We start from the raw sequence: 22,278 nt of genomic DNA, 5'->3' as shown, positions 1-22,278 counted from the left end.
TTAATCGTTCGCGGCCTGCCTGACACTACCGGCGCTTCCAGCATTTGCGGCGTCGATGCCAGCTGCGACGGCTCCGGTGCCCGCCTTGCCTGCCCGGGTGCGCGCCGCCTCGCGCCAGTCCTGGCGCTGGCGCCGCATTTGCCCCAGCGCCAGCCGGGTCATGCTGGCCCAGCCGGACGGCCGCGGATCGGCCAGCATGCTGAGCGCGCGTGCGTAGTCCAGCGTCAGGCCGGGCGTCCAGGCCATGGTCTTGGCGCGCTTGCGGATCTGCGCCGCCACCCACAACTCCGGCGTGGTCAGTAGTCGCCAGAGCGGCCGCCAGCCCCTGGCCTGGCGCCAGACCCGGGCCGACGCGCCTTCCAGCGCCGCTTCCAGCGCGTGCGAGACGGTGCTGGAACAGTTGCGGTCGGTCAGGTTGTAGGTGGTGTTCTGGCGATAGGCGCTCCAGAAGCGGCCCAGGCGCTCCGGGTCATAGTTGCGGATGCGCACCTGCACGGTCGACGGGCACCAGGCGCGCGCTTCGGTCTGGTAATCCGGCTGGAACTTGCCGCCCACGTCGTTTTCGCGGGTGGCGCGCAGGATGCGGGTGAATTCGTCTGGCGAGCGGTCGATTTCCTCGGCCGGGTACAGGCTGATATAGATGCCCCGGGGCGATTCCAGCGCGGCATGGCCGGTGGAGATCACGCCGTCGCGGTCCACCGCGGCGATATAGCGGTCGACCAGCGGCTGGCGGCGCGCTTCGCCGCGGGCGGACCCGACCGGGGTCCAGACATGCACGGTCAGCGCGTGCTCGCCGGGTTCGGGCGGGCCGTCCCAGAGGGTCATGTCGGGCGCGTCGGCAGCAGCAGCAGCAGCCGTATCGGTTGCCGGGCCGGCGGCGGCGGCGGCCGGCGTGGCATCGGCTTCGTCCATGCCGGGGTTGTGGTCCAGCCGGCGCAAGCGCGAGGCCAGCAGCAGCATGTTCCAGCCGCCGAAGATTAACCCCAGGGCCAGGCAATAGGGCACGGTGCCCACATAGTGGGTCGGGTACGGCTGGTAAAAGAAGATGGCCAGCGCGATCTCGAACAAGCCGACGGCTACCGCCAGGCGCCAGGTGCGGAACCGTATCACCCGGGCCGATACGATCTGCAGCAGCCCGTCCGCCAGGAACAGCGTGCCAAAGATCATCGACAGCACGAAGTTGCCGTGATGATGGCCGGCCAGGATCAGCACCGCGGCAAAGCAGAACGACACGCCCTTGACCTGCCGCAGCGTACGCTGCCCGCCGATGCCGGTGCGCGCCACCACCAGCGTTGCCAGCCCTTCGAGCAGCAGCACCACCGCGAACGGCGTCATCGGGAAATAGATGGCGTTGTCCAGCGCATCGACAAACATGGCCACCCCCAGCAGCACGCTCAGGCAGCCCAGCCGCAGCAGGCCGCGCCAGCGCGTGCGCAGGTAGTCCACGCCCAGCAGGATCATCACCAGTCTTGCCATGTCCGGTCTTCCTCCTTCCGTTGCGGGCCACCGCCGAGGGCGGCCCGTGGTTGGGCCACATGAGCGGTGATTCCGCTAGGGCGCGCGGTGCCCGCCTCCCTCATCGCGCTCAAGCTCCCAGTCGCGGCGCATCATCACATAGGTGAACGAGGTGGACCAGCCGATCAGGATCAGGCCGACCAGCGGCTCGATGCTGGCGATCAGGCGGCTGGCACCCACCGGGACGATGTCGCCCAGGCTCTGCGTGGTGAAGGTCTCCAACGCAAAGTAGGCGTAGACCAGCGCGCTTGGCTGCGTGTGGACGCCGGACACGCCGGCACTGCCCATCGCGGTCAGTCCGCCCAGGCCCAGCACCTGGTCGGCGAACCAGAAGCCCAGCGCAAACACCAGTGCTTCCAGGCAGTGGACCACGATGATGCAGACGATCAGCACGCCGATGTTCATGCGCCCGCTCCAGCGCCGGGGATGTATCGCCGACAGCAGCCGCAGCGCCTCGTAGTGGATGCCGACCACGGTCACGGTCAGCACGGCGGCGCACAGCAGGGCCAGCGAATAGTGTTCGGCGGAGGTTTCCATGCGCAGTGGCAGAGCCTGGTCGGTGTCCGGGAGGATCGGGAACAGCGCGGGAAAAAAAAGCGCCCTCCAAAATAACACTGGAAGGCGTGCAGGAAAACCAGGGAGCCGGGTGCGGCTGGCGCGCGGCCGTGCTCGTAGCCCTGGCAGAGGGTTGTTGGCGGCCGGGTGGCCGCCGCATGGATCAGCTGCTGCTCTTGCAGGAAAGATTGACGTACAGCGCGCCGCCCCATTTGAAGTTGCGGTTGCCATTGACCTGCACCTGGACAATGTCGTTAGCCGCCACCGTCGTCGTGGCCGGCGCCGAGCAGGTCCGCACGGTGGCGCCGAGCGAGCAGGCGGACGCGTCGGTGATGGCAAGCGGGGCGATCGTTTCCAGCGCCGCGCCGCTGGCGACACGGTATGCCGTCAGGGTGTACCTGACTTCGTCATCGGGCACCGTGCCCGCCAGGCTCGCGTTCAGGGTCATGCCGCCGCTGCAGCCTGCCGGCATCACCGCGCCGAAATTCGGATCGGTACTTTGCCGGTCCAGCCCGGTGCCGGTCATGACATAGGTGCCATTGCCATCCGGCGAGTTGTACACAGCGAAGTTGGCCGTATAGATCGTCGCTCCGGCGCCGCCATTCGCGCCTGCCTCTCCTTGCTGGCCCTGGGGGCCGGTGGCGCCAGTCTCGCCGGTATCGCCCTTTTCACCCTTTTCGCCCTGCGGACCTTGCGCCCCGGCTGCGCCGTCGGACCCGGCCGGACCCGCCGGCCCCACCGGACCGGTCAGGCCAACCACAGAGACCCCGGCCGGCCAGCCCTGCGCCGTCTTCGGGCCGAACAGCGTATTGGTGGTCGTATTGAGGTAGAAGCTGCCTTCGCCGCCATCGGCAGCGGTGGGATCTGCCGCGCCGTGCAGCAGCACGGCCCCGGGCGCGCCGGCAAGTTTCAGTTCGATGTGTTGCATGATGGAAGCCCCCCCGGGTTCTCATGAATGGCGTGCCCGGGTCCGTGCCGGGTGAGCTCAATCTAGAGATCGCGGCAATTCCCATAAATCGTGCATTCGCACGGGCTGTTTCATTAATGAAGCGCGTTCCCGGATCATCGGAAAACTGCTCCTGCTTCAATAGCGCCAACGCCCGTTTAAAATTCAGGTGACTCGGGATAATGATTATGAAAATACCCGGATTGCCGCGCCTGGCGGTAACGCGGAGGGTGCCCGGCCCAATTCAGAGCGGGCGGATTCAAGCATCATGCGACCGCGTCCGTGCGTATCCGCACCGCCAGAAAATACCGGCAATATCTCGCCCAACTGGTTGAGTTCCGGATGAGATGGCGTGGCTGCGGGCTGTTCAAAAGAGAAACGAATAATCGCCATTTACCCCTTCGTGGGGGGATATGCGCAGCACAGGCAAAACCAGCCCATTCATGCCGCACCCGGCCAGGCGCAGGACGGGGCGGCAATGGACTATGCTGGAAATCCCAACAGCGTCTTCGCGGAGGCCATCGTGCGCAAATCTGTCCTTGTCCTTACGGCACTGCTGCTGGCCGGCGCCCCCGGCCTGGTGCTGGCCCATAACTGCCCCAATGAGATGAAGGCCATCGACGCCAAACTGTCGACCAAGCCGGCGCTGTCGCCGGATGATTCCGCCAAGGTTGCCAGGCTGCGCGCCGACGGCGAGGCCTACCACAAGGCCGGCAAGCATGACGAAGCGATGAAATCGCTGCTCGAAGCGAAGAAGATCCTGGGGATCTGAGACCGTCGCAAAAAAAAGAGCCGCCACGCGCCCCGCGTGGCGGCTTTGTTTCTTTTCCCGCGGTCGTCGCCGCAGCAGGCTGGGTCAGGAACCCGATCCGACCTGCTGGACCACGCCGTTTGGCGCCACCAAGTAATATTCCGCGCCAATCCCGACCCAGCGCGTGCCCTTGCGCGGCGCGGGCAGGTTGTATTGTTTGTAGTCGTCGATCACATACTGGCGGTCCCTGAACTCGGTGGGAAGCCGGTCACCCTTCTTCCACTGCTGCACCTGCATATAGGGCGAGTTCTGCGCCGCCGGCTCGGAGGCGGCCATGGGATCCGTCATCGGCTTGGGCTTGGACTTGGCACCGCCCTGCGCCATCGCAAACGGCGCCGCCAGCACGCTTGCCGCCAGCAACAGCGCCGGCATCGCTTTCTTGGTCTTCATCGTGATCTCCTTGCGTACGGGAAAACCGAACTGCCGGAGGATCCGGACAGCATCTACCAGATTAGTCACAAATACGGACAACGGCGGCATCCGCCATCCATGGCGATGAGGCTCGATGTGACCTTGGATGCACTCACCCTGACGAATTGTTCACAATTGTTTGCGGGTTGGCACCCATTGGGGGGGAGCCGCTGACGTCACCCATGACTAGAATCGGTCCCGACAGAAACAATTGGTTACGGGTGGCCGCTACTCAGTCTGTCAGCGGGCCGCGGCGCCACGGCATGCCGCTGCGGGCGCGCCGCCCTCGATGTTCCCTGGCTCACGCCCAGTTCACGGCGCTTCGCACGCGGGCACCCGTCCCTGCCAGAGAACCATAAAAACAGGGGACTCTCCGTGTTGCACGATGCTGGTCAATTCCTGGCCCTGGTCAATCCCGCCATTGCCATCCTGCTTTCGCTCTGCTTCCTGCTGGCCTGGAACCATGAGCGCACGCGGCACTACCTGCTGCAGCTCGGTGCCTGCTATTTGCTGTACGCGGTTGCCATCGGCCTGCAGATCGTCTGGCTGCCGCGCAACGGCGGCGGCAACGCCACGGTCACCGGTGCGCTCTACCTGGGCAGTGCCGTGCTGATGCTGCGTGGCATGCTGGCGCGCATCGGCGCGCGCGTCGATACCTGCGCGCTGGTGTCGCTGCCGCTGGCCCTGTTTGCTGCGCTTGCCTGGTTTGATTTCGTGCAGCCCCGGCTGGTCGCCCGCATCTACATCCTGAATATCGGCATCGCGCTGATCCTGCTGCTGGGGATTGCGCCGCTGGCCCGCCTGCGCACAGGCAGCACCGCGGACCGAGTGCTGTTCTGGGTCTTCCTGCTGTTTGCCCTTCATTTCCTGCCGCGCACGGTGCTGACCATTGCTCCGGCCACCGGACAGGACGCCGCCGTCCTCACCCGCTCGGCCTACTGGCTGTGGCTGCAGGCCGCCATGGCATTGCTGCTGCTCACGCTGGCGCTGGCGCTGCTGGCGGCGACCACGCTGGACGTGATCGACGGCCTGCGGCATGAACGCGACACTGATCCGCTGACGCAGCTGCACACGCGCCGCAGCCTGGAGGCGCTGGCCGCGCGGGAAATCCCGCCACCTCAGGGCAAGCCGCTGAGCGTGCTGCTGTGCGACCTCGACTTCTTCAAGTTCATCAACGACAACTACGGCCACAGCGCCGGCGACGCGGTGCTGGCGCAAGTCGGCCGGATCATCGCCGCTGGCGTACGCCGGCGCGATATCGCCGCGCGCCTGGGCGGCGAGGAGTTCGTCGTGCTGTTGCCCGATACCCCGCCCGAAGCAGCTTTGCACCTGGCCGAACGGTTGCGCCAGGCGCTGGGGAGCTCGGAAATGGACGTGCTGCCGGGCATGCATACGGTTACCGCCAGCTTTGGCGTGGCCACGCTGCGGCCCGGCGAAGACCTGGAAGCACTGCTGATGCGCGTGGACAACGTGCTGTATGCGGCCAAGAACAAGGGCAGGAATTGCGTGGAGTGGGAACGGGAAGCCGGCTTGCCGGTGCTGGCATGATGCTGCCGTGCCTCCGTCCGGCGGCGGCTATGCAACCGCAGGCGCATCGCCCACAGCAAACTCGGGCCCGTCATAGCCCTCCGCCACGGCCACGCCGCCATCGAGCAAGCGCTGGCTCCAGTGGTCGATTGCCGAGCGCGCGGCCGTGCTGACATCGCGGCCCAGGGCGAGCCGGACGGCCGCCGGCGCTTCCAGCCCGAAGCTTTGGGTGGTTCCCCATGCGATCCGGTCCCGCTTGAAATCCCCGATCGCCAGCTCGACGCACAAGCCGCTGTCGGCCACCGCGGAAGCCAGGAAGACTTCGGGATGCCTGCCGGTCCAGTCGAGCACGTTGCCGATCTGGCGGATGCCCGCGGCACGGCAGGCGGCAATGGCACCGTCGCGGCCACCGTCGATCATCGCAAAGACGATATCGGCGCCGGCGCGGGCCTGCGCGGCAACAGCGCCGCCGGCCAACGCCGGATCGTGCTGGTTGCCGCAGAAGGTCGTGAGTGCCGGCAGGCCAGGCACCACGCTGCGCACGCCATGGAGAAACGCCGCGCGCCCCTTCAGCCCGGGACGCACCTTCTCGCCCGACAAATGGGCAACCACGCCGGTGCGCGAATCAGTCGCCGCCAGCACGCCTGCAAGGAAGGCTGACTGTTCCTGCAGCACCTCATAGCTCGCGGTATTGGCGCACAGCACGCTGCCCTGCGTGACCACGAAGCGCCGGGCGGGATGGCGAGCCGCGGCAACCGAAACGGGATAGTCCCCCTGTCCGCCATGCGCAACGATCAGGTCCGGGCCGGTCTTGCACAGCGCCAGCAGCGCTGCGGCGCGCACCTGCGGATCCGGATCGGCAATCCACGTCACCGCCACGTCATGGCCGGCATTGCGTGCGCGCATGGCGCCGGCATGCCCGGCTTGGTTGAAGCTGCCGCGTCCTTCGGGCCCGAACAGGACTACCTGGATGCGCGCGCTCATGACAGCGTCGCCCCGGTTGCCGCGACCACAGGACCCCAGGCCTGCGCCTGCTGTCGCACGTAGGCGGCAAACTCATCGGGCCGGCGCTCGGCCAGCACAAAGCCCTGGGCTTCCAGGCGGCCGCGCAGGGCCGGTTGTTGCAGGATGACCTGCAGTTGTTGATGCAAGCGTTGCACGATGTCCTCGGGCAGGTTGGCCGGCGCGGAGACGCCGACGAAGTTTTCGGCCACCAGGCCGGGATAGCCGGATTGCGCCACGGTGGGCAGCTGGGGCGCCTGCGGCACGCGTTGTGCCGAGGTCACCGCCAGCAGGCGCAAGGCGCCGGACTGCAGCAACGGCAGGTTCTGCGGCAGGGCATCCACCGCAAACGGGATCTGTCCGCCGAGCAGGTCGGCGCGCATCGGGCCCGCGCCCTTGTATGGCACGTGCGTCAGCCGCAACCCCGCCTGCTGGCCAAACAGTTCGCCGACGATATGCGCCACCGACGCTGCCCCGCCACTGCCGAACGGCACCGGGTCGCGCTGCGCGCGGATCCACGCCGCCAGCTCCGCCAGGTTGCGCGCCGCCACCGACGGATGCACGGCAAAGACCGTCGGCACCGCGCCGATGTAATGCACGTGCGTGAAGCTGCGTACCGGGTCGTAGGCGGGCCGCTTGAGCAGGAACGGCGAGATGCTCAGCGCCGCCGAGTTCGACATCAGCAGCGTGTAGCCGTCATTGGGTGCCGCGGCGACCCCTGCCGCGCCAATTGTCGATCCCGCCCCCGGGCGGTTGTCGGTCACGAATGGCTGCCCCAGCTTTTCCTGCAGCACCGGTGCCAGCAGCCGCGCCACGATGTCGCTGGACCCGCCCGGCGGGAAGGTCACCACCAGCCGCACCGGATGGCGCGGCCATGCCGCGGCGCCGCTGTCCGCGCGCGCCGGCATCCCCGGCAATGCCGGCACGGCCAGCGCCGCGGCAAGGAACTGTCTTCTCGAAATCACGATGGCCCTCCGGCTTTACAAGCGATGGCGCAGGCCGACGCCGCCGCCGAACTTGTTGCCACGCACGCCCATGAAGGCGGGCAGCGCATAGCTGCCGCTGATGCGGTTGAAATCGGCTTCCGCATAGACGCTGGTGCGTTTGGACAAGCTGTACTCAGCCACGCTCGTCAGCATCAGCCGGTGGCCGCTGGCGGCGGTCTGCCGGTCATAGCCGGCCGCCAGCGACACCGCCAGCGCGGGCGTTGCCTGCACCGTGGCGCCGCCGCTCAGCACATGGTTGCGGGTCGGGCTCAGGTGGTAGCGGTTGTCCAGGTAGCCGAGCACCAGCTTGACGCGCCCCAGCTGGCTGCTGCCGCCGATGCCCCAGATCGTGCGCTTCTCTTCGGCCGCCAGGGCATTGGTGCTCTGGAACAGGGCACCCACGTCGATCCGCGCCGTGGTCCAGGCCAGCGCCAGTCCCCGGCTGCTGCTGGCCGCCGCATCGCCCGGCACTTCGCCGAAGGTGTAGTGCGCCGCCGCCGAGAACGCGCCCCACTTGCCCGCGTACTTCGCCATGTTGTCTTGCCGCGGACCGGTATAGCCGTTGAGGATGGCCACCGCATCGAGATTGGGATGGCCATAGGGCTGGAAGCGGAAGGTCGCGTCATAGGCCGTGGTGAACTGGCGTCCGAACGTCAGCTTCCCCCACGCCTGGTGCTCGATCCCCAGGTAAGACTGCCGGCCGAACAGCCGGCCTGTACCCTGCGTGCCAACCTGTCCGTAGTTCGACGCCGCAGTGCCTTGCAGCGAAGTGCCCGTGGCCAGGTCGAAACCGCTTTCCAGGTTGAACAGCGCCGACCATCCCGCACCCAGCGCCTCATTGCCGCGCACGCCCCAGCGCGAACCGCTGAAGTAGCCCTCGCTCAGTTCAGCCAGGCGCTGGTCCCCGCGGTTGTTGTCCGAGTATCGGACCATGGTGTCGATCAGGCCGTAGACCGAAATCGAAGTCGATACTAATTGCGCCTGCGCCTGCTGCGCAACGCCGCAGCTCGCCCCCGCCAGCATGCCCGCAAGCGCCATGGCGTGACTGCGCCTTGTGTTCCCCACCTTCACGCATCACCCTCCATTTTGCATACAAATTAAGAATGCAAAATATAGGGTGTGGCCGCACATCCGCATACGAATGTGTGCGCATGAAGAAATGCGGTTTGCGCGGAGAATGCAGGCGCAAAAAAGCCCGCGTAGCGGGCTTTCGGGGTGATGCTTGAAGCGAGGCCGTGCTCAGAACGGAATATCGTCGTCCATGTCCTCGAAACCATTCGAGGCCGGCTGCTGCGGACGGCGTGCCGCACCACCGCTCTGGCCGCCACCCTGGGCACCGCCCTGGCCGCCGCGGGCGCCACCGCCGTAGCCGCCGCCGCCGCCCGACGCTTCGCGGCTGTAGCCACCGCCGCCGCCTGCGCCGCCACCGTAGCCGCCTTCGTCACCGCCACCGCCGCCGCCACCCTGGCGCGAACCCAGCATCTGCATCTGGTCGGCAACGATTTCAGTGGAGTACTTGTCCTGGCCCGACTGGTCCTGCCACTTGCGGGTACGGATGCGGCCTTCGATATAGACCGACGATCCCTTGCGCAGGTACTGGCCGGCGATTTCGGCGATCTTGCCGAAGAACGAGACGCGGTGCCATTCGGTGGCCTCCTTCATCTCGCCGCTCTGCTTGTCCTTGTAGCGATCGGTGGTCGCCAGGCGGATATTGGTCACGGCGTCGCCGCTGGGCAGGTAGCGGGTTTCCGGGTCTGCGCCGAGGTTGCCGACGAGAATGACTTTGTTGACCGATGCCATGTGAATGTTCTCCAAAAGCCACGCGCTGTGTTGAAAAGCGTGGCAATACGATGACGGTAAAGCGGATGTAGTGTGACGCGATACTGCGGTGACGTAAACGAACATCGCGCCCCCGGCCAGACGTCGGGTGGCGCGATCATGCTAGGCCTTTTCCAGGCCGGATTCTTTACGATGTGATGCGGATCAGGCCGGCGTTGCCGGTGCAGCTTCCTGCCCGCGCGCCGGCGGCGCCTTCATGCTCCAAGCGATTATAAGCCAGAGCAACAGCACCGCCGCGCAACCGACAAACACGGCGCTGCGCCCCTCGTGCTTGAGCAGCCAGCCACCGACCGCGCCGCCCAGGAACAGGCCCAGCGCCTGCGTGGTGTTGTAGACGCCCAGCGCCGCGCCGCGCGCGGCCGCGGCGTAGCGCGACACCAGCGAAGGCTGCATCGCCTCCAGCACGTTGAACGCGACGAAGAAGAGCAGCAGGACGCCTACGATGGCCCACAGCCCGTGCACGGCGGCAAACAGCAGCTGCACCGCGGTCATCAGCGCGACCGCGCCCAGCAGCACCGGGCGCACGCGGCCGTAGCGCTCGGCCGCCATCATCGGGCCCAGCATCAGCACGAAGGACACCAGCACCACCGGCAGGTAGACCTTCCAGTGCTGGTCCAGCGGCATGCCGGCATCGGCCAGCATGGCGGGCACCACCATGAACATGGCCACCTGGGACGCGTGCAGCGCCAGCACGCCGACGTTCAGGCGCGCCAGATCGGGGTTGAGCAGCACCTTGCGGAACGGCAGGCGCACCGGATGCGGCGGCGGCGGGGTCGGCACCAGGAACAGCGTCACGCCGATGGCCACCAGCCCCAGCACCGACATCAGCCCGAAGATGCCGGACATGCCGATGCTGTGCAGCAGCGGCGAGGCGATCACCAGCGACAGCGCGAAGGTCAGGCCGATGCTGCCGCCCACCATTGCCATCGCCTTGGTGCGATGGCGCTCGCGCGTCAGGTCGGCGATGCAGGCGGTGATGGCCGCGGAGATCGCGCCCATGCCCTGCAGCGCGCGGCCGGCGATGATGCCGCTGAGCGTGTCGGAGAAGGCGGCCACCATTCCGCCGGCGATGAACAGCAGCAGCCCGGCCACCATCACCGGCTTGCGCCCGATGCGGTCGGACAGCCAGCCCAGCGGGATGTGCAGGAATGCCTGCATCAGGCCATAGATGCCCATGGCCAGGCCCACGCGCTGGGCGTCGTGCCCATCAGGCAGGCTGTGCGCGTATTCGGCAAAGACGGGCAGGATCAGGAACAGGCCCAGCATGCGCAGGGCGAAGATGCTGGCCAGCGATACGGCGGCGCGCAGCTCGGCGCGGGTCATGCGTTCGCGGGCGGGGGCCAGGGATGCGTCAGCGGCACCCGCACCCGGGGAAGAAGACTGGATCGACGGCATTGCGATCGTGGGATCGTGGAATCTGTCAGGCTGGCTGCCGGTGCATCGCAACGGCAGTTTCGATCGGGATCGCGGGGGGAAGTTGCCGCCCGGAACCCGGGGCCGGCGGCGGCTTCGCCGGGCGCCTGCATGGCGCGGACCACCCCGGAAACCGAAGTTGGGTATATTAACAGGTTTGCTCCTTCGCGCTTCCCGGGTCACCTGGCCATGCCAGAGGGCCCCCGGGCGTGTGCCCGGGCGCGCATTCCGGCCGTCGCCAGCGGTCGGAAGTGCCGATTATGGTACTTGTTTCGGGTTCTGCGATTCCTTCAGACAGCCCTGCCAGCCTGGCAGGGAGGCCTGTCTGGCGACGACTTTTCGGCATATGGAAGAAATCAAGATCCGTGGGGCGCGTACCCACAACCTGAAGAACATCAATCTCGACCTGCCGCGCAACCGGCTGATCGTGATCACCGGCCTGTCGGGGTCGGGCAAGTCCTCGCTCGCCTTCGACACGCTCTATGCCGAGGGCCAGCGCCGCTACGTGGAGTCGCTGTCCGCCTATGCCCGCCAGTTCCTGCAACTGATGGAAAAGCCGGACGTGGACCTGATCGAGGGCCTCTCGCCCGCGATCTCGATCGAGCAGAAAGCCACCAGCCACAACCCGCGCTCCACGGTCGGCACCGTCACCGAGATCCACGACTACCTGCGCCTGCTGTATGCCCGCGCCGGCACGCCCTACTGCCCCGACCACAACCTGCCGCTGCAGGCGCAGAGCGTGTCGCAGATGGTGGACGCCGCGCTGGCGCTGCCCGAGGACACCAAGCTGATGATCCTGGCGCCGGTGGTGGCCGACCGCAAGGGCGAGCACTCGGACCTGTTCGACAGCATGCAGGCGCAGGGCTTCGTGCGCTTTCGCATCCGCTCGGGCGGTGGCGCCGCGCATGAGGCCGAGGCCAAGGTCTATGAGGTCGATGCGCTGCCGAAACTGAAGAAGACCGAGAAGCACACCATTGAAGTGGTGGTGGACCGCGTCAAGGTGCGCGCCGACATCAAGCAGCGCCTGGCCGAGTCGTTCGAGACCGCATTGCGCCTGGCCGATGGCCGCGCGCTTGCGCTGGAACTCGACAGCGGCAAGGAGCATATGTTCAGCTCCAAGTTTGCCTGCCCGATCTGCTCGTATTCGCTGCAGGAGCTGGAGCCGCGGCTGTTCTCGTTCAACAACCCGATGGGCGCCTGCCCGAGCTGCGACGGGCTGGGCCAGATCACCTTCTTCGACCCCAAGCGCGTGGTGGCCTTCCCCAACCTGTCGCTGGCCTCGGGCGCGATCAAGGGCTGGGACCGCCGCAACCAGTTCTACTTCCAGATGCTGCAAGGCCTGGCGGCGTACTACGACTTCGACACCGAGACGCCGTTCGAGGAGCTGCCGGAAAACGTGCAGCAGTCGGTGCTGCACGGCTCGGGCGAGCAGGAGATCCCGTTCACCTATATCAACGAACGCGGCCGCACCACCGTGCGCGAACATGTGTTCGAAGGGATCATCCCCAACCTGGAGCGCCGCTACCGCGAAACCGATTCGGTCGCCGTGCGCGAAGAACTGGCCAAGTACCAGAACAACCAGCCCTGCCCCGCCTGCCACGGCACCCGCCTGCGCACCGAGGCGCGCCACGTCAAGCTGGGCGAGGGCGAGCAGGCGCGCGCGATCTTCGAGATCAACGGCTGGCCGCTGCGCGACGCGCTGACGTACTTCCTGACGCTGGACATGCACGGCGCCAAGCGCGAGATCGGCGACAAGATCATCAAGGAGATTTCGGCGCGGCTGAACTTCCTGAACAACGTCGGGCTGGACTACCTGTCATTGGAGCGCAGCGCCGATACGCTGTCGGGCGGCGAGGCGCAGCGCATCCGGCTGGCTTCGCAGATCGGCTCGGGCCTGACCGGCGTGATGTATGTGCTGGACGAGCCCTCGATCGGCCTGCACCAGCGCGACAACGACCGCCTGATCGGCACGCTCAAGCACCTGCGCGACATCGGCAACTCGGTGCTGGTGGTCGAGCATGACGAGGACATGATCCGCGCCTGCGACTATGTGGTCGACATCGGCCCGGGCGCCGGCGTGCACGGCGGCATGATCGTGGCCGAGGGCACGCCGCGGCAGATCGAGGAGTCGCCGGCATCGCTGACCGGGCAATACCTGTCCGGCCAGCGCCGCATCGAGGTGCCGCAGGAACGCGCCGCGCCAGACGATGAGCGCCTGCTGCGCATCGTCAACGCCAGCGGCAACAACCTGCGCAACGTCACCGCCGAGGTGCCGGTGGGCCTGCTGACCTGCATCACCGGCGTGTCCGGCTCAGGCAAGTCGACGCTGATCAACGACACGCTCTACCATGCGGTGGCGCGCCACCTGTACGGCTCAACGCCGGAGCCGGCGCCGCACGACCGCATCGAGGGGCTGGAGCATTTCGACAAGGTCATCAACGTCGACCAGAGCCCGATCGGGCGCACGCCGCGCTCCAACCCGGCCACCTACACGGGCCTGTTCACGCCGATCCGCGAACTGTTCGCCGGCGTGCCGTCGGCCAAGGAGCGCGGCTACGATCCGGGCCGCTTCTCGTTCAACGTCAAGGGCGGGCGCTGCGAGTCCTGCCAGGGCGACGGCGTGCTCAAGGTCGAGATGCACTTCCTGCCCGACGTCTACGTGCCCTGCGACGTCTGCCACGGCAAGCGCTACAACCGCGAGACGCTGGAAGTCCTGTACAAGGGCAAGAACATCTCCGAGGTGCTGGACCTGACCGTCGAGCAGGCGCATGAGTTCTTCAGCGCCGTGCCGGTGGTGCGGCGCAAGCTGCAGACCCTACTGGACGTGGGCCTGGGCTATATCCGGCTGGGCCAGTCGGCGACCACGCTGTCGGGCGGCGAGGCACAGCGCGTCAAGCTGTCGCTGGAACTGTCCAAGCGCGATACCGGGCGCACGCTCTATATCCTGGACGAGCCCACCACCGGGCTGCACTTCCACGACATCGAACTGCTGCTCAAGGTCATCCACAAGCTGCGCGACCAGGGCAATACCGTGGTCATCATCGAACACAATCTCGATGTCATCAAGACCGCGGACTGGCTGATCGACATGGGGCCGGAAGGCGGCGCCGGTGGCGGCCAGGTGATCGCGCGCGGCACGCCGGAGGATGTGGCCAGGAGCAAGGCCAGCTTTACGGGCAAGTATCTGAAGCCGTTGCTGGAGCGGTAGGGCCTTAGGAATTTTCAGTTACAGGCCCGACAGAAATCGTCGGGCTTACGTAGCGATAGCACTAGTTGCGGTGTATCAAGCAGAGGTGACATTGCTGTCTTCGTAGCCGTTTCCGTCTCCTAACGTGAAAGTATGGACGTGACGAATCACGCCTTCTCTTTCCACAACGACGAGGAGACACCGATGCCGTTTCGAATGCGGGATGTGGTCAGAGTCGCTGCCCTCGGGGCTGCTGTAAGCATGAGCACCACCCATGCACAGAATGCGCCGGACAATGCGATACGCAATGCAGATGGCTCACGGACCATTTTGCGGTCGCAACAACTACCTGAGGCCAATGAGCGCCACGCGCGCTGGTGTCAAATGCATGGCGGAGTGGACATTACAAACGAAGGGATCTGACGCTCGATCCGCAGACGCTAGACGCGGTCGTCTGTCGGCGCCTGGATCCTTCCGCGCCGGGATTTCCCGGCGCCTATGTCCCAAAGAATCCCAAACAGAATGCCATCTCTCCCGACACCGAGATGGAAAAGGCCCCCTTCATCATTCCGGAGCGCCCGAGGATGTCGCCGGGGCAGGAAGGCTCGCTGGCCCCACATTCGTCCGCGGTCATTCCTGCCATCAGCGTTTATCCCAACAATGGCTATACCACGAAGAGAGATACCCTGTTTTATCCCGCTTCCTACGCGATCTTTCACGATTTCACAGGCAGTCCTAAAGGACGCGTCGTATCGAAAATTCCTTTACGGGGATGCGGATGGAATTGGGAGGGCTTGATCCAGTGGAATCCACACCAGGTTGACGGCTTTACCGCGTGCATGGCGCCATCGTTTCAAGCGCTAGTTGGAACCAATATCGAAGCGTGTGTGGGATTCTTGTGTGCTCGCGGCGAAGGTTCGTTCGTTGTTGAATAGTTCCGTCATTCCGCAGCCTGACGGACTTCGTTCCCTTTGCGGCACCCGGCTTGCATTCGGTGCTGCAGCGCCTACCATGAACGGCGACGGCCATGACGGCCGTCGCCACCAGCGCGTGGAGGCCCGCCATGGAATTCCTGTCGGTACCGGTCACCAAGCCGGAAGCCACCAACTTCATCTTCGGCCAGTCGCATTTCATCAAGACCGTTGAAGACCTGCACGAGGCGCTGGCCGGCACCGTGCCGGGCATCCTCTTCGGGCTGGCGTTCTGCGAGGCCTCGGGCAAGCGCCTGGTGCGCTGGTCGGGCACAGATGAAGACCTGATCGACCTGGCCTGCGAGAACGCCCGCGCCATCGGCGCCGGGCATACCTTCCTGATCTTCCTCGGCGACGGGTTCTTTCCTGTCAACGTGCTGGCCGCGGTGCGGGCAGTGCCGGAGGTCTGCCGCATCTTCTGCGCGACGGCCAACCCGACCCAGGTGATCATCGCCCAGACCGATGCCGGGCGTGGCGTGGTGGGCGTGATCGATGGCGCCTCGCCGCTGGGGATCGAGACCGATGCCGATGTGGCCGAGCGCAAAGCGCTGTTGCGGAAGTTCGGCTACAAGCTCTAGCGTCGCCGCTCAGTGCTGCGCTGCCTGCACGGTCGACACCGTCGGCAGGCCGTCTTCCTTCATCCGGCTGCGGTTGAGTACGCCGGCCTGCTCCAGCACCGGGTAGGCGGTGGCGCAGAACAGGGAGTTCAGGCGCTTGAGCTCGCTGATCACATCGAGGTGCAATGAGCTGGTTTCAATGCTCTCGGCGGTCTGCACCGCCACGCGCTGCAGATGGGTGCGCGCGTACTTGCGCTCCAGCTCGCGGAAGTTCGCTTTCTCGGCCATCAGCGCCTGGGCGCTCTTGAGGTCGCCGTTGAGAAACACCGACAAGCCCAGCCGCAGGTTGGCGACCAGGCGCGCGTGCATCTCGGCGATTTCCTGCATGCCCGCCTCGGAGAACATCAGGTTGTGGGCGATCTTCTTGTCCTTGGTATCGAGCAGGATGCGCTCGATGATGTCGCCCGCGTGTTCCAGATTGATGGTGAGCGAGATGATCTCGGTCCAGCGCTGGCCGTCACGCTCGTCCAGCGCTTCCAGGCTGATGCGGGTCAGGTAGAGCTTGATCGCGGTGTAGAGGTCGTCCACCTCGTTGTCGATGCGGCAGGTGGCGTCGGCCAGCTTGGCATCGTTGGTGCGCAGCACGCGCAGCATGTTGTCCAGCATCTGCTCGACGCGGTCGCCGATGCGCAGCACTTCGCGCGCGGCGTTGGCCAGCGCCAGCGTAGGCGTGGACAGCGCGGCCGTATCGAGGTGGCGCGGCGTGACCTGGCTGTCGCCGGTGTTGCGCCCGGGCAGCACCTTCTCGCACAGGCGCGCCAGCGGCGCGGTGGCGCCCAGCAGCAGCACCGCCAGCGCGACGTTGAACAGCAGGTGGAAATTAACGATCAGCCGTTGCGGGTCATGGTCCAGCAGCGCCAGCAGCTCCTCGGCCTGGCCCAGCAGCGGCAGCGCCACCAGGCAGCCCAGCAGGCGCGACAACAGGTTGCCCAGCGTCACGCGCTTGCCCGGCTGGTTGTTGCCCGAGGTGGTCAGCAGCGCCGAGATGCCCGAGCCCAGGTTGGCGCCCAGCACCAGCGCCAGCGCCACGTGGATCGACACCACGCCAGCCGAGGCCAGCGCGCCGCAGAACAGCACCACGGCCAGGCTGGAATAGCACAGGATGGTCAGGAAGGCGCCGACCAGCATGTCCAGCCCCGAGTCGCCGGTCAGCGAGGCGAACAGCACCTTGACGCCGGCGGCCTCCACCACGGGACGGGTGGCGATGGAGATCAGTTCCAGCGCCAGCGTGATCAGCCCCAGGCCGATCAGCACGCGGCCGACGTGGCCGGGCCTGCTGCCCTTCCAGGTCAGGTGGCAGATCACGCCGATAAAGATCAGCAGCGGCGACAGCCAGGACAGGTCCAGCGAGAACACCTGCACCATCAGCGCGGTGCCGACGTTGGCGCCGAGCATGATCGCCAGCGCCGGCGCCACGGCGATCAGGCCCTGCCCGACGAAGGAGCTGACGATGACCGCGGTGGCGTTGCTGCTCTGGACCAGGCCGGTGACGCCGAGCCCGGCGAGGAAGGCGGTGAAGCGGTTGGAGACGCTGGTCGACAGGACATGGCGCAGGTTCGCGCCGTAGACGCGCAGGATGCCGACCTTGACGATGTTGGTGCCCCAGACGAGCAGGGCAACGCCTGATAGCAGGTGAAGGAGTACGCCCATTGTGCGCCTTTGTGTGACCAGTGCCGACAAAACCCTGGAGGCTCGGCCCGGTCATCGTGTAGTTGTCAATGGGGCATTATGCGCCCGTCACCCGACAGCGGCAACGGCATGGGTGCGGCGTGCGGGGGCAATGGGCAATGGGCAATGGGCAATGGGCAATGGGCAATGGGCAATGGGCAACGGGCAACGGGCAACGGGCAACGGGCAACGGGCAACGGGCAACACCGGCAAAGCATGCCGCAACGAGCGCCCGGGTGCGCGCCAGCCGACGGGCGCTCAGGGCAGCGCGACCTTGATCCCCAGACCGACGAAGATCGCCCCGGCGGCGCGGTCCAGCCAGCGGCCGGTGGCCGGGCGGCGGCGCAGCCAGGCGCCCAGCCAGCCCGCGCACAGCCCGAACAGCGAGAACACCACCGCCGTCTGCAGCATGAAGACCACGCCCAGCAGCAGGAACTGCAGCCCCGGGTGCGCGGCATCGGCGCGCACGAACTGCGGCAGGAACACCAGGAAGAACAGCGTCACCTTGGGATTCATGATGTTGCCAAGCACGCTCTGGCGGAACACGCGCCCCAGCGGCACCGCATCGACATCACCGCCCTGCGCCAGCCCGCCCTTTGCGCGCAGCGCCTGGATGCCGATCCAGATCAGGTAGGCCGCGCCGGCGTACTTGATCAGCTGGAACGCCAGCGGCGAGGAGCGCAGCACCGCGGCCAGCCCCACCGCCGCGATCACGGTGTGGAACAGGCACCCGACCGAAAAGCCCAGTGCCGCCACCAGCCCCGCGCGCCGGCCCTGCGCCATGCCGCGCGCCAGCACCTGCAGGTTGTCGGGGCCCGGGGCCACAGTCACGGCAATCGAAGTCAGCAGGAACAGCAGCAGGTCAGGCATGGGGTCTCCTTGCGTGGAAATCTTGCAGGCCGGTCAGCGTGGCTCAGTGACCGTCAAACTTGCACACGGTGAACAGCGGCAGCCCGCCGTCCTGCAGCAGCTTCGAGCCGCCCAGTTCGGGCAGGTCGACGATGGCGGCGCCCTCCACCACCGTCGCGCCGAGGCGCTCCAGCAGCTTGCGCCCGGCCATCATGGTGCCGCCGGTGGCGATCAGGTCGTCGACCAGCAGCACGCGGTCGCCGGCCTTGCAGGCGTCGGCATGGATCTCGACGGTGGCGCTGCCGTATTCCAGTTCATACTCCTCGGCCACGGTCTGGAACGGCAGCTTGCCCTTCTTGCGGATCGGCACGAAGCCCAGGTTCAGCTCATACGCGACGATCGCGCCCAAGATAAAGCCGCGCGCGTCGATGCCCGCCACCAGGTCGAGCTGCGCATCCATGTAGCGGTGCACAAAGACATCGATCAGCACGCGCAGCGTCTTGGGGTTCTGCAGCAGCGGGGTGATGTCGCGGAACATCACGCCCGGCATGGGCCAGTCCGGCACGGTGCGGATGCGCTCGCGCAGGTAGCCGGTGACGTCGCCGAGCTCAGGGGACTGGATGATGGAATCTGCCATAGGGGTCTGGAAACGGTAGGCGCGCAGCGTGGCGCGCCAGTCAGAAATGGGTCGCAGTGGGTCGCGGCAGGGGTGGCCGCCAGCGCGGTAACCAGTTACCACCCGCGCCATCGGGGCGGCTAGCACAATGGCCCTGCCGGCCCGGTTGGCTAGCCAAGGGGCCGGGCTGCCGCGTCCGGCACCCGCCGGACACCCGTAACCATACAGGAGACCGCGATGGCAAAGAAGATTCTGATGCTGGTGGGCGACTACGCCGAAGACTACGAAACCATGGTGCCGTTCCAGGCACTGCAGATGGTCGGCCACACCGTCCACGCGGCCTGCCCGGACAAGCGGGCGGGCGACGCCTGCGCCACCGCCATCCATGACTTCGAGGGCGACCAGACCTACACCGAGAAACGCGGCCACAACTTCACCCTCAATGCGACCTTTGCCGAGATCGACCCCGCCGGTTACGACGCACTGGTCATCCCCGGCGGCCGCGCCCCGGAATACCTGCGCCTGAACGCGCGCGCGCTGGAGATCGTGCGCCACTTCGCCCAGGCGGACAAGCCGATCGCCGCGGTCTGCCACGGTGCCCAGCTGCTGGCCGCGGCAGGCGTGCTCGAAGGCAAGACCTGCTCCGCCTACCCCGCCTGCGCGCCCGAGGTGAAGCTGGCCGGCGGCACCTATGCCGATATTCCCGTGGACCAGGCCCATACCGACGGCAACCTCGTCACCGCCCCGGCCTGGCCCGCGCATCCGGCCTGGCTGGCGCAGTTCCTTGCCGTGCTGGGCACGCGGATCGTACATTAGAGCTTTCCGCACGCGGCGCCCCAACGCGTGAAGGCACGGCCCGCCCCATACGGCGAGCCGTGCACATGCCCGCCGGCCGCGCCGCCCGCACGGGAGCATCCATGTGTGAAATCTTTATCCGCGCCAATCCGGCGTCTTACCAAAGCCAGTCGCGCTCGCTGCGCCTGCATGGCGTGGCCACCAGCATCCGGCTGGAGAGCCTGTTCTGGGAAGTGCTGGAAGAACTGGCGCGGCGCGACGACATGACCGTCAACCAGCTGATCACGCGCCTGCACGATGAACTGACCGAACATCGCGGCAGCGAGGCGGTGGCGGGGAATTTCTCGTCCTTCCTGCGCGTGTGCTGCCTGCGCTACCTGATGCTGCAGGGCGAGGGCCGCATCCCGGCCGATGCCAGCGTGCCGATCCGTTCGCTGGACGCACGCGCCGTGCTCGACAACCTGCCGGAATCCTGGGTCGAGGCGCGTCCGCACTGACGCATCCGGCGGCCCCGCTCAGCCGTTCAGGATGCGCGTCTCTGCCGCTTCCAGCGCCTCGGGCGGGCCGCGCAGCACCACGATATCGCCCGGTTCCAGCACGGTCTCGGGCTCCGGGTCGAAGGCGCGGATGCCGCGCCGGCGCACCGCGGTCACTTCCACGCCGATCCGCTCCAGCCCCAGCACGCCAAGGCGCCGCCCCACCGCAGTGGATTGCGGCCCGAGCGACACGGAGTGCAGCCGCACCGAATCGCGCTCGACCATGTCCTCATCATCGTCACGGCCGTGGAAATAGCCGCGCAGCAGGCTGTAGCGCGCGTCGCGCGCCTGCTGCACGCCGCGCACCACCCGGCGCATCGGCACGCCCAGCAGCACCAGCGCGTGCGAGGCCAGCATCAGGCTGCCCTCGATGATCTCAGGCACCACTTCGGTGGCGCCGGCCTTCTGCAGCGTGTCGAGCTCTGAATCGTCCACCGTGCGCACGATCACCGGCAGCGCCGGCGCCAACTCCTGCACGTGGTGCAGCACCTTGAGCGCCGATGGGGTGTTGGCATAGGTGACGATCAGGGCGGCCGCCCGGTGGATGCCGGCGGCGATCAGCGCCTCGCGCCGGCCGGCGTCGCCGTAGACCACGGTATCGCCGGCCGCGGCAGCCTCGCGCACGCGGTCGGGATCCAGATCCAGCGCCACGTAGTTGATGCCCTCGCGCTCGAGCATGTGCGCCAGGTTCTGCCCGCTGCGGCCAAAGCCGCAGATGATGGCGTGCTTCTCGGTCTGCAGGCTCTGCGCGGCGATGCGGGTCATGTTCAGCGACTGCATCAGCCATTCGTTGGCGGTAAAGCGCAGCACGATGGCGTCGCTGTACTGGATCAGGAATGGCGCGGCCAGCATCGACAGCAGCATCGACGCCAGGATCACCTGGATCAGCACCGGGTCGACCAGGTTCAGGCCGTCGATCTGGTTCAGCAGCACGAAACCGAATTCGCCGGCCTGCGCCAGCCCCAGCCCGGTGCGGATGGCCACCCCCTGGCGCGAGCCGAAGACCCGCGCCAGCACCGCGATCAGCACCAGCTTGAACAGCACCGGCACCACCAGCAGCGCCAGCACCAGCCACACGTGGTCCAGCACCACGCGGATATTGAGCAGCATGCCGATGGTGACGAAGAATAGCCCCAGCAGCACGTCGCGGAACGGCTTGATGTCCTCTTCCACCTGGTGGCGGTAGGGCGTCTCGGAGATCAGCATGCCCGCCATGAAGGCGCCCAGCGCCATCGACAGGCCCAGCCGCTCGGTCAGCGCCGCCATGCCCAGCGTCACCAGCAGCAGGTTCAGCATGAACAGTTCCTGCGAACGGCGCGCCGCCACCACGTGAAACCAGCGGCTCATCAGGCGCTGGCCCAGGAAGAAGATGGCGCCCAGGGCCACCACGATCTTGACCGTGGCCAGGCCCAGCGCCACCATCAGGTCGCCCGGATCGCGCGACAGTGCCGGGATCACGATCAGCAGCGGCACCACCGCCAGATCCTGGAACAGCAGGATGCTGATGATATTGCGGCCCTGCTCGCTTTCCAGCTCCATGCGCTCGGACAGCATCTTGGAGACGATCGCGGTGGAAGACATCGCCAGGGCCCCGCCCAGCGCCACCGATGCCTGCCAGGACAGCGGGAACAGCCAGTTGAAAGCCCAGCTGGCCGGCACCACCGCCAGCATCGACAGCACCACCTGCGAGCCGCCCAGGCCGAACACCAGCCGCTTCATCGAGCGCAGCTTGGTCAGGTTGAACTCCAGCCCGATCGAGAACATCAGGAAGACCACGCCGAATTCGGCCAGGTACTTGGTCTGCGCGGTGTCGCTGGCCAGCCCCAGCGCATGCGGGCCGATCAGGATGCCGACGGCCAGGTAGCCCAGCATCGGCGGCAGCTGCAGCATGCGGAATGCGACCACGCCGAAGACGGCAGCGGCCAGCAGCACCAGGGTCAGTTCCAGCGGAGAATGCATCAGGCGGTCTGGGTGACCGGCCAGGCGCGCGTCCGACCCGGCACGGGCACCCTGCCGGCAAAATACGGCGAGCAC

22 protein-coding genes are annotated in these 22,278 nt (G+C 66.8%); 8 read left to right on the top strand and 14 right to left on the bottom strand.

Translation table 11 applies throughout. From position 1 onward, the window contains the following. The 4 genes from RS901_RS08365 to RS901_RS08350 all read right to left on the bottom strand — a co-directional run bounded on the left by RS901_RS08365 (position 1) and on the right by RS901_RS08350 (position 3,409). Complete coding sequence (locus RS901_RS08365; protein ID WP_316152817.1) at positions 1-1,476, bottom strand: DUF308 domain-containing protein; 1,476 nt, start codon at positions 1,474-1,476, stop codon at positions 1-3. A 75-nt stretch (positions 1,477-1,551) separates the two neighbouring features. Continuing rightward, complete coding sequence (locus tag RS901_RS08360; protein ID WP_316152816.1) at positions 1,552-2,052, bottom strand: ion channel; 501 nt, start codon at positions 2,050-2,052, stop codon at positions 1,552-1,554. 181 nt (positions 2,053-2,233) lie between these two features. Next, positions 2,234-2,998 (bottom strand): hypothetical protein, encoded by a 765-nt coding sequence (locus tag RS901_RS08355; protein WP_316152815.1) that lies wholly within the window; start codon positions 2,996-2,998, stop codon positions 2,234-2,236. Positions 2,999-3,202: 204 nt separating this feature from the next. Continuing rightward, entirely contained in the window at positions 3,203-3,409 is a 207-nt protein-coding gene (locus tag RS901_RS08350; RefSeq protein WP_316152813.1) for a hypothetical protein, read from the bottom strand. A gap of 85 nt (positions 3,410-3,494) precedes the next feature. Here RS901_RS08350 and RS901_RS08345 point away from each other — a divergent pair, with 85 nt between their 5' ends. Beyond that, the gene (locus RS901_RS08345) at positions 3,495-3,788 is read left to right on the top strand and encodes a hypothetical protein (RefSeq protein WP_114131544.1); all 294 of its coding nucleotides are present in this window, start codon (positions 3,495-3,497) and stop codon (positions 3,786-3,788) included. Between the two features lie 84 nt (positions 3,789-3,872). Here the strand turns inward: RS901_RS08345 and RS901_RS08340 are convergent, their stop codons facing one another. After that, positions 3,873-4,217, bottom strand: a complete 345-nt coding sequence (locus RS901_RS08340; RefSeq protein ID WP_013955494.1) for an RcnB family protein — start codon at positions 4,215-4,217, stop codon at positions 3,873-3,875. A 396-nt stretch (positions 4,218-4,613) separates the two neighbouring features. On the opposite strand from RS901_RS08340, the gene RS901_RS08335 reads away from it, so the two are divergent. Further along, positions 4,614-5,786, top strand: a complete 1,173-nt coding sequence (locus tag RS901_RS08335; RefSeq protein ID WP_316152809.1) for a GGDEF domain-containing protein — start codon at positions 4,614-4,616, stop codon at positions 5,784-5,786. 27 nt (positions 5,787-5,813) lie between these two features. Here RS901_RS08335 and RS901_RS08330 read toward each other — a convergent pair whose 3' ends face one another. From RS901_RS08330 to RS901_RS08310, 5 genes are all read right to left on the bottom strand, one after another. Further along, positions 5,814-6,749, bottom strand: a complete 936-nt coding sequence (locus RS901_RS08330) for a BMP family lipoprotein (RefSeq protein ID WP_316152808.1) — start codon at positions 6,747-6,749, stop codon at positions 5,814-5,816. Next, positions 6,746-7,732, bottom strand: a complete 987-nt coding sequence (locus RS901_RS08325) for a tripartite tricarboxylate transporter substrate binding protein (RefSeq protein WP_316152807.1) — start codon at positions 7,730-7,732, stop codon at positions 6,746-6,748. Before RS901_RS08325 ends, RS901_RS08330 begins: the two co-directional genes overlap by 4 nt. 15 nt (positions 7,733-7,747) lie before the next feature. After that, the gene (locus RS901_RS08320; protein WP_316152806.1) at positions 7,748-8,791 is read right to left on the bottom strand and encodes a porin; all 1,044 of its coding nucleotides are present in this window, start codon (positions 8,789-8,791) and stop codon (positions 7,748-7,750) included. Between the two features lie 201 nt (positions 8,792-8,992). After that, positions 8,993-9,553, bottom strand: a complete 561-nt coding sequence (locus tag RS901_RS08315; protein WP_316152804.1) for a single-stranded DNA-binding protein — start codon at positions 9,551-9,553, stop codon at positions 8,993-8,995. Between the two features lie 183 nt (positions 9,554-9,736). Continuing rightward, positions 9,737-10,987: an MFS transporter gene (locus RS901_RS08310; protein WP_316152803.1), complete on the bottom strand. Its 1,251-nt coding sequence runs from the start codon at positions 10,985-10,987 to the stop codon at positions 9,737-9,739. A gap of 364 nt (positions 10,988-11,351) precedes the next feature. On the opposite strand from RS901_RS08310, the gene uvrA reads away from it, so the two are divergent. The 4 genes from uvrA to RS901_RS08290 all read left to right on the top strand — a co-directional run bounded on the left by uvrA (position 11,352) and on the right by RS901_RS08290 (position 15,741). After that, positions 11,352-14,213, top strand: coding sequence for an excinuclease ABC subunit UvrA (uvrA, locus tag RS901_RS08305; RefSeq protein ID WP_316152801.1), 2,862 nt, complete (start codon positions 11,352-11,354; stop codon positions 14,211-14,213). A 132-nt stretch (positions 14,214-14,345) separates the two neighbouring features. After that, on the top strand, positions 14,346-14,615 hold the full coding sequence (locus RS901_RS08300; protein ID WP_316152799.1) for a hypothetical protein: 270 nt from the start codon (positions 14,346-14,348) through the stop codon (positions 14,613-14,615). Positions 14,616-14,737: 122 nt separating this feature from the next. Continuing rightward, positions 14,738-15,127, top strand: coding sequence for a hypothetical protein (locus tag RS901_RS08295; protein ID WP_316152798.1), 390 nt, complete (start codon positions 14,738-14,740; stop codon positions 15,125-15,127). A gap of 128 nt (positions 15,128-15,255) precedes the next feature. After that, on the top strand, positions 15,256-15,741 hold the full coding sequence (locus RS901_RS08290) for an adenosine-specific kinase (protein ID WP_316153425.1): 486 nt from the start codon (positions 15,256-15,258) through the stop codon (positions 15,739-15,741). A 9-nt stretch (positions 15,742-15,750) separates the two neighbouring features. Here RS901_RS08290 and RS901_RS08285 read toward each other — a convergent pair whose 3' ends face one another. The 3 genes from RS901_RS08285 to RS901_RS08275 form a co-directional block, all read right to left on the bottom strand. After that, entirely contained in the window at positions 15,751-17,430 is a 1,680-nt protein-coding gene (locus tag RS901_RS08285; RefSeq protein WP_316152796.1) for a Na/Pi cotransporter family protein, read from the bottom strand. Between the two features lie 276 nt (positions 17,431-17,706). Next, positions 17,707-18,318 carry a LysE family translocator gene (locus tag RS901_RS08280; RefSeq protein WP_035822654.1) on the bottom strand — a complete coding sequence of 204 codons (612 nt, stop codon included), beginning with the start codon at positions 18,316-18,318 and terminating at the stop codon, positions 17,707-17,709. Positions 18,319-18,361: 43 nt separating this feature from the next. Further along, positions 18,362-18,934, bottom strand: coding sequence for an adenine phosphoribosyltransferase (locus RS901_RS08275; RefSeq protein ID WP_316152791.1), 573 nt, complete (start codon positions 18,932-18,934; stop codon positions 18,362-18,364). 216 nt (positions 18,935-19,150) lie between these two features. On the opposite strand from RS901_RS08275, the gene RS901_RS08270 reads away from it, so the two are divergent. Together RS901_RS08270 and RS901_RS08265 are read left to right on the top strand one after the other, a co-directional pair. Continuing rightward, the gene (locus tag RS901_RS08270; protein ID WP_316152789.1) at positions 19,151-19,729 is read left to right on the top strand and encodes a DJ-1/PfpI family protein; all 579 of its coding nucleotides are present in this window, start codon (positions 19,151-19,153) and stop codon (positions 19,727-19,729) included. A 101-nt stretch (positions 19,730-19,830) separates the two neighbouring features. Further along, positions 19,831-20,205 carry a ribbon-helix-helix domain-containing protein gene (locus RS901_RS08265; protein ID WP_010814393.1) on the top strand — a complete coding sequence of 125 codons (375 nt, stop codon included), beginning with the start codon at positions 19,831-19,833 and terminating at the stop codon, positions 20,203-20,205. A gap of 18 nt (positions 20,206-20,223) precedes the next feature. On the opposite strand, the gene RS901_RS08260 is transcribed toward RS901_RS08265, so the two are convergent. Beyond that, positions 20,224-22,203, bottom strand: a complete 1,980-nt coding sequence (locus RS901_RS08260; protein WP_114132151.1) for a monovalent cation:proton antiporter-2 (CPA2) family protein — start codon at positions 22,201-22,203, stop codon at positions 20,224-20,226. Positions 22,204-22,278: the final 75 nt, after the last annotated feature.

The sequence above is a fragment of the Cupriavidus sp. BIC8F genome (assembly GCF_032465815.1).
In the GTDB taxonomy this organism is placed as follows: Bacteria; Pseudomonadota; Gammaproteobacteria; order Burkholderiales; family Burkholderiaceae; genus Cupriavidus; species Cupriavidus necator.
The sequence above is the reverse complement of the archived record's forward strand: the minus strand, read 5'-3'. Positions and strand labels throughout refer to the sequence as shown.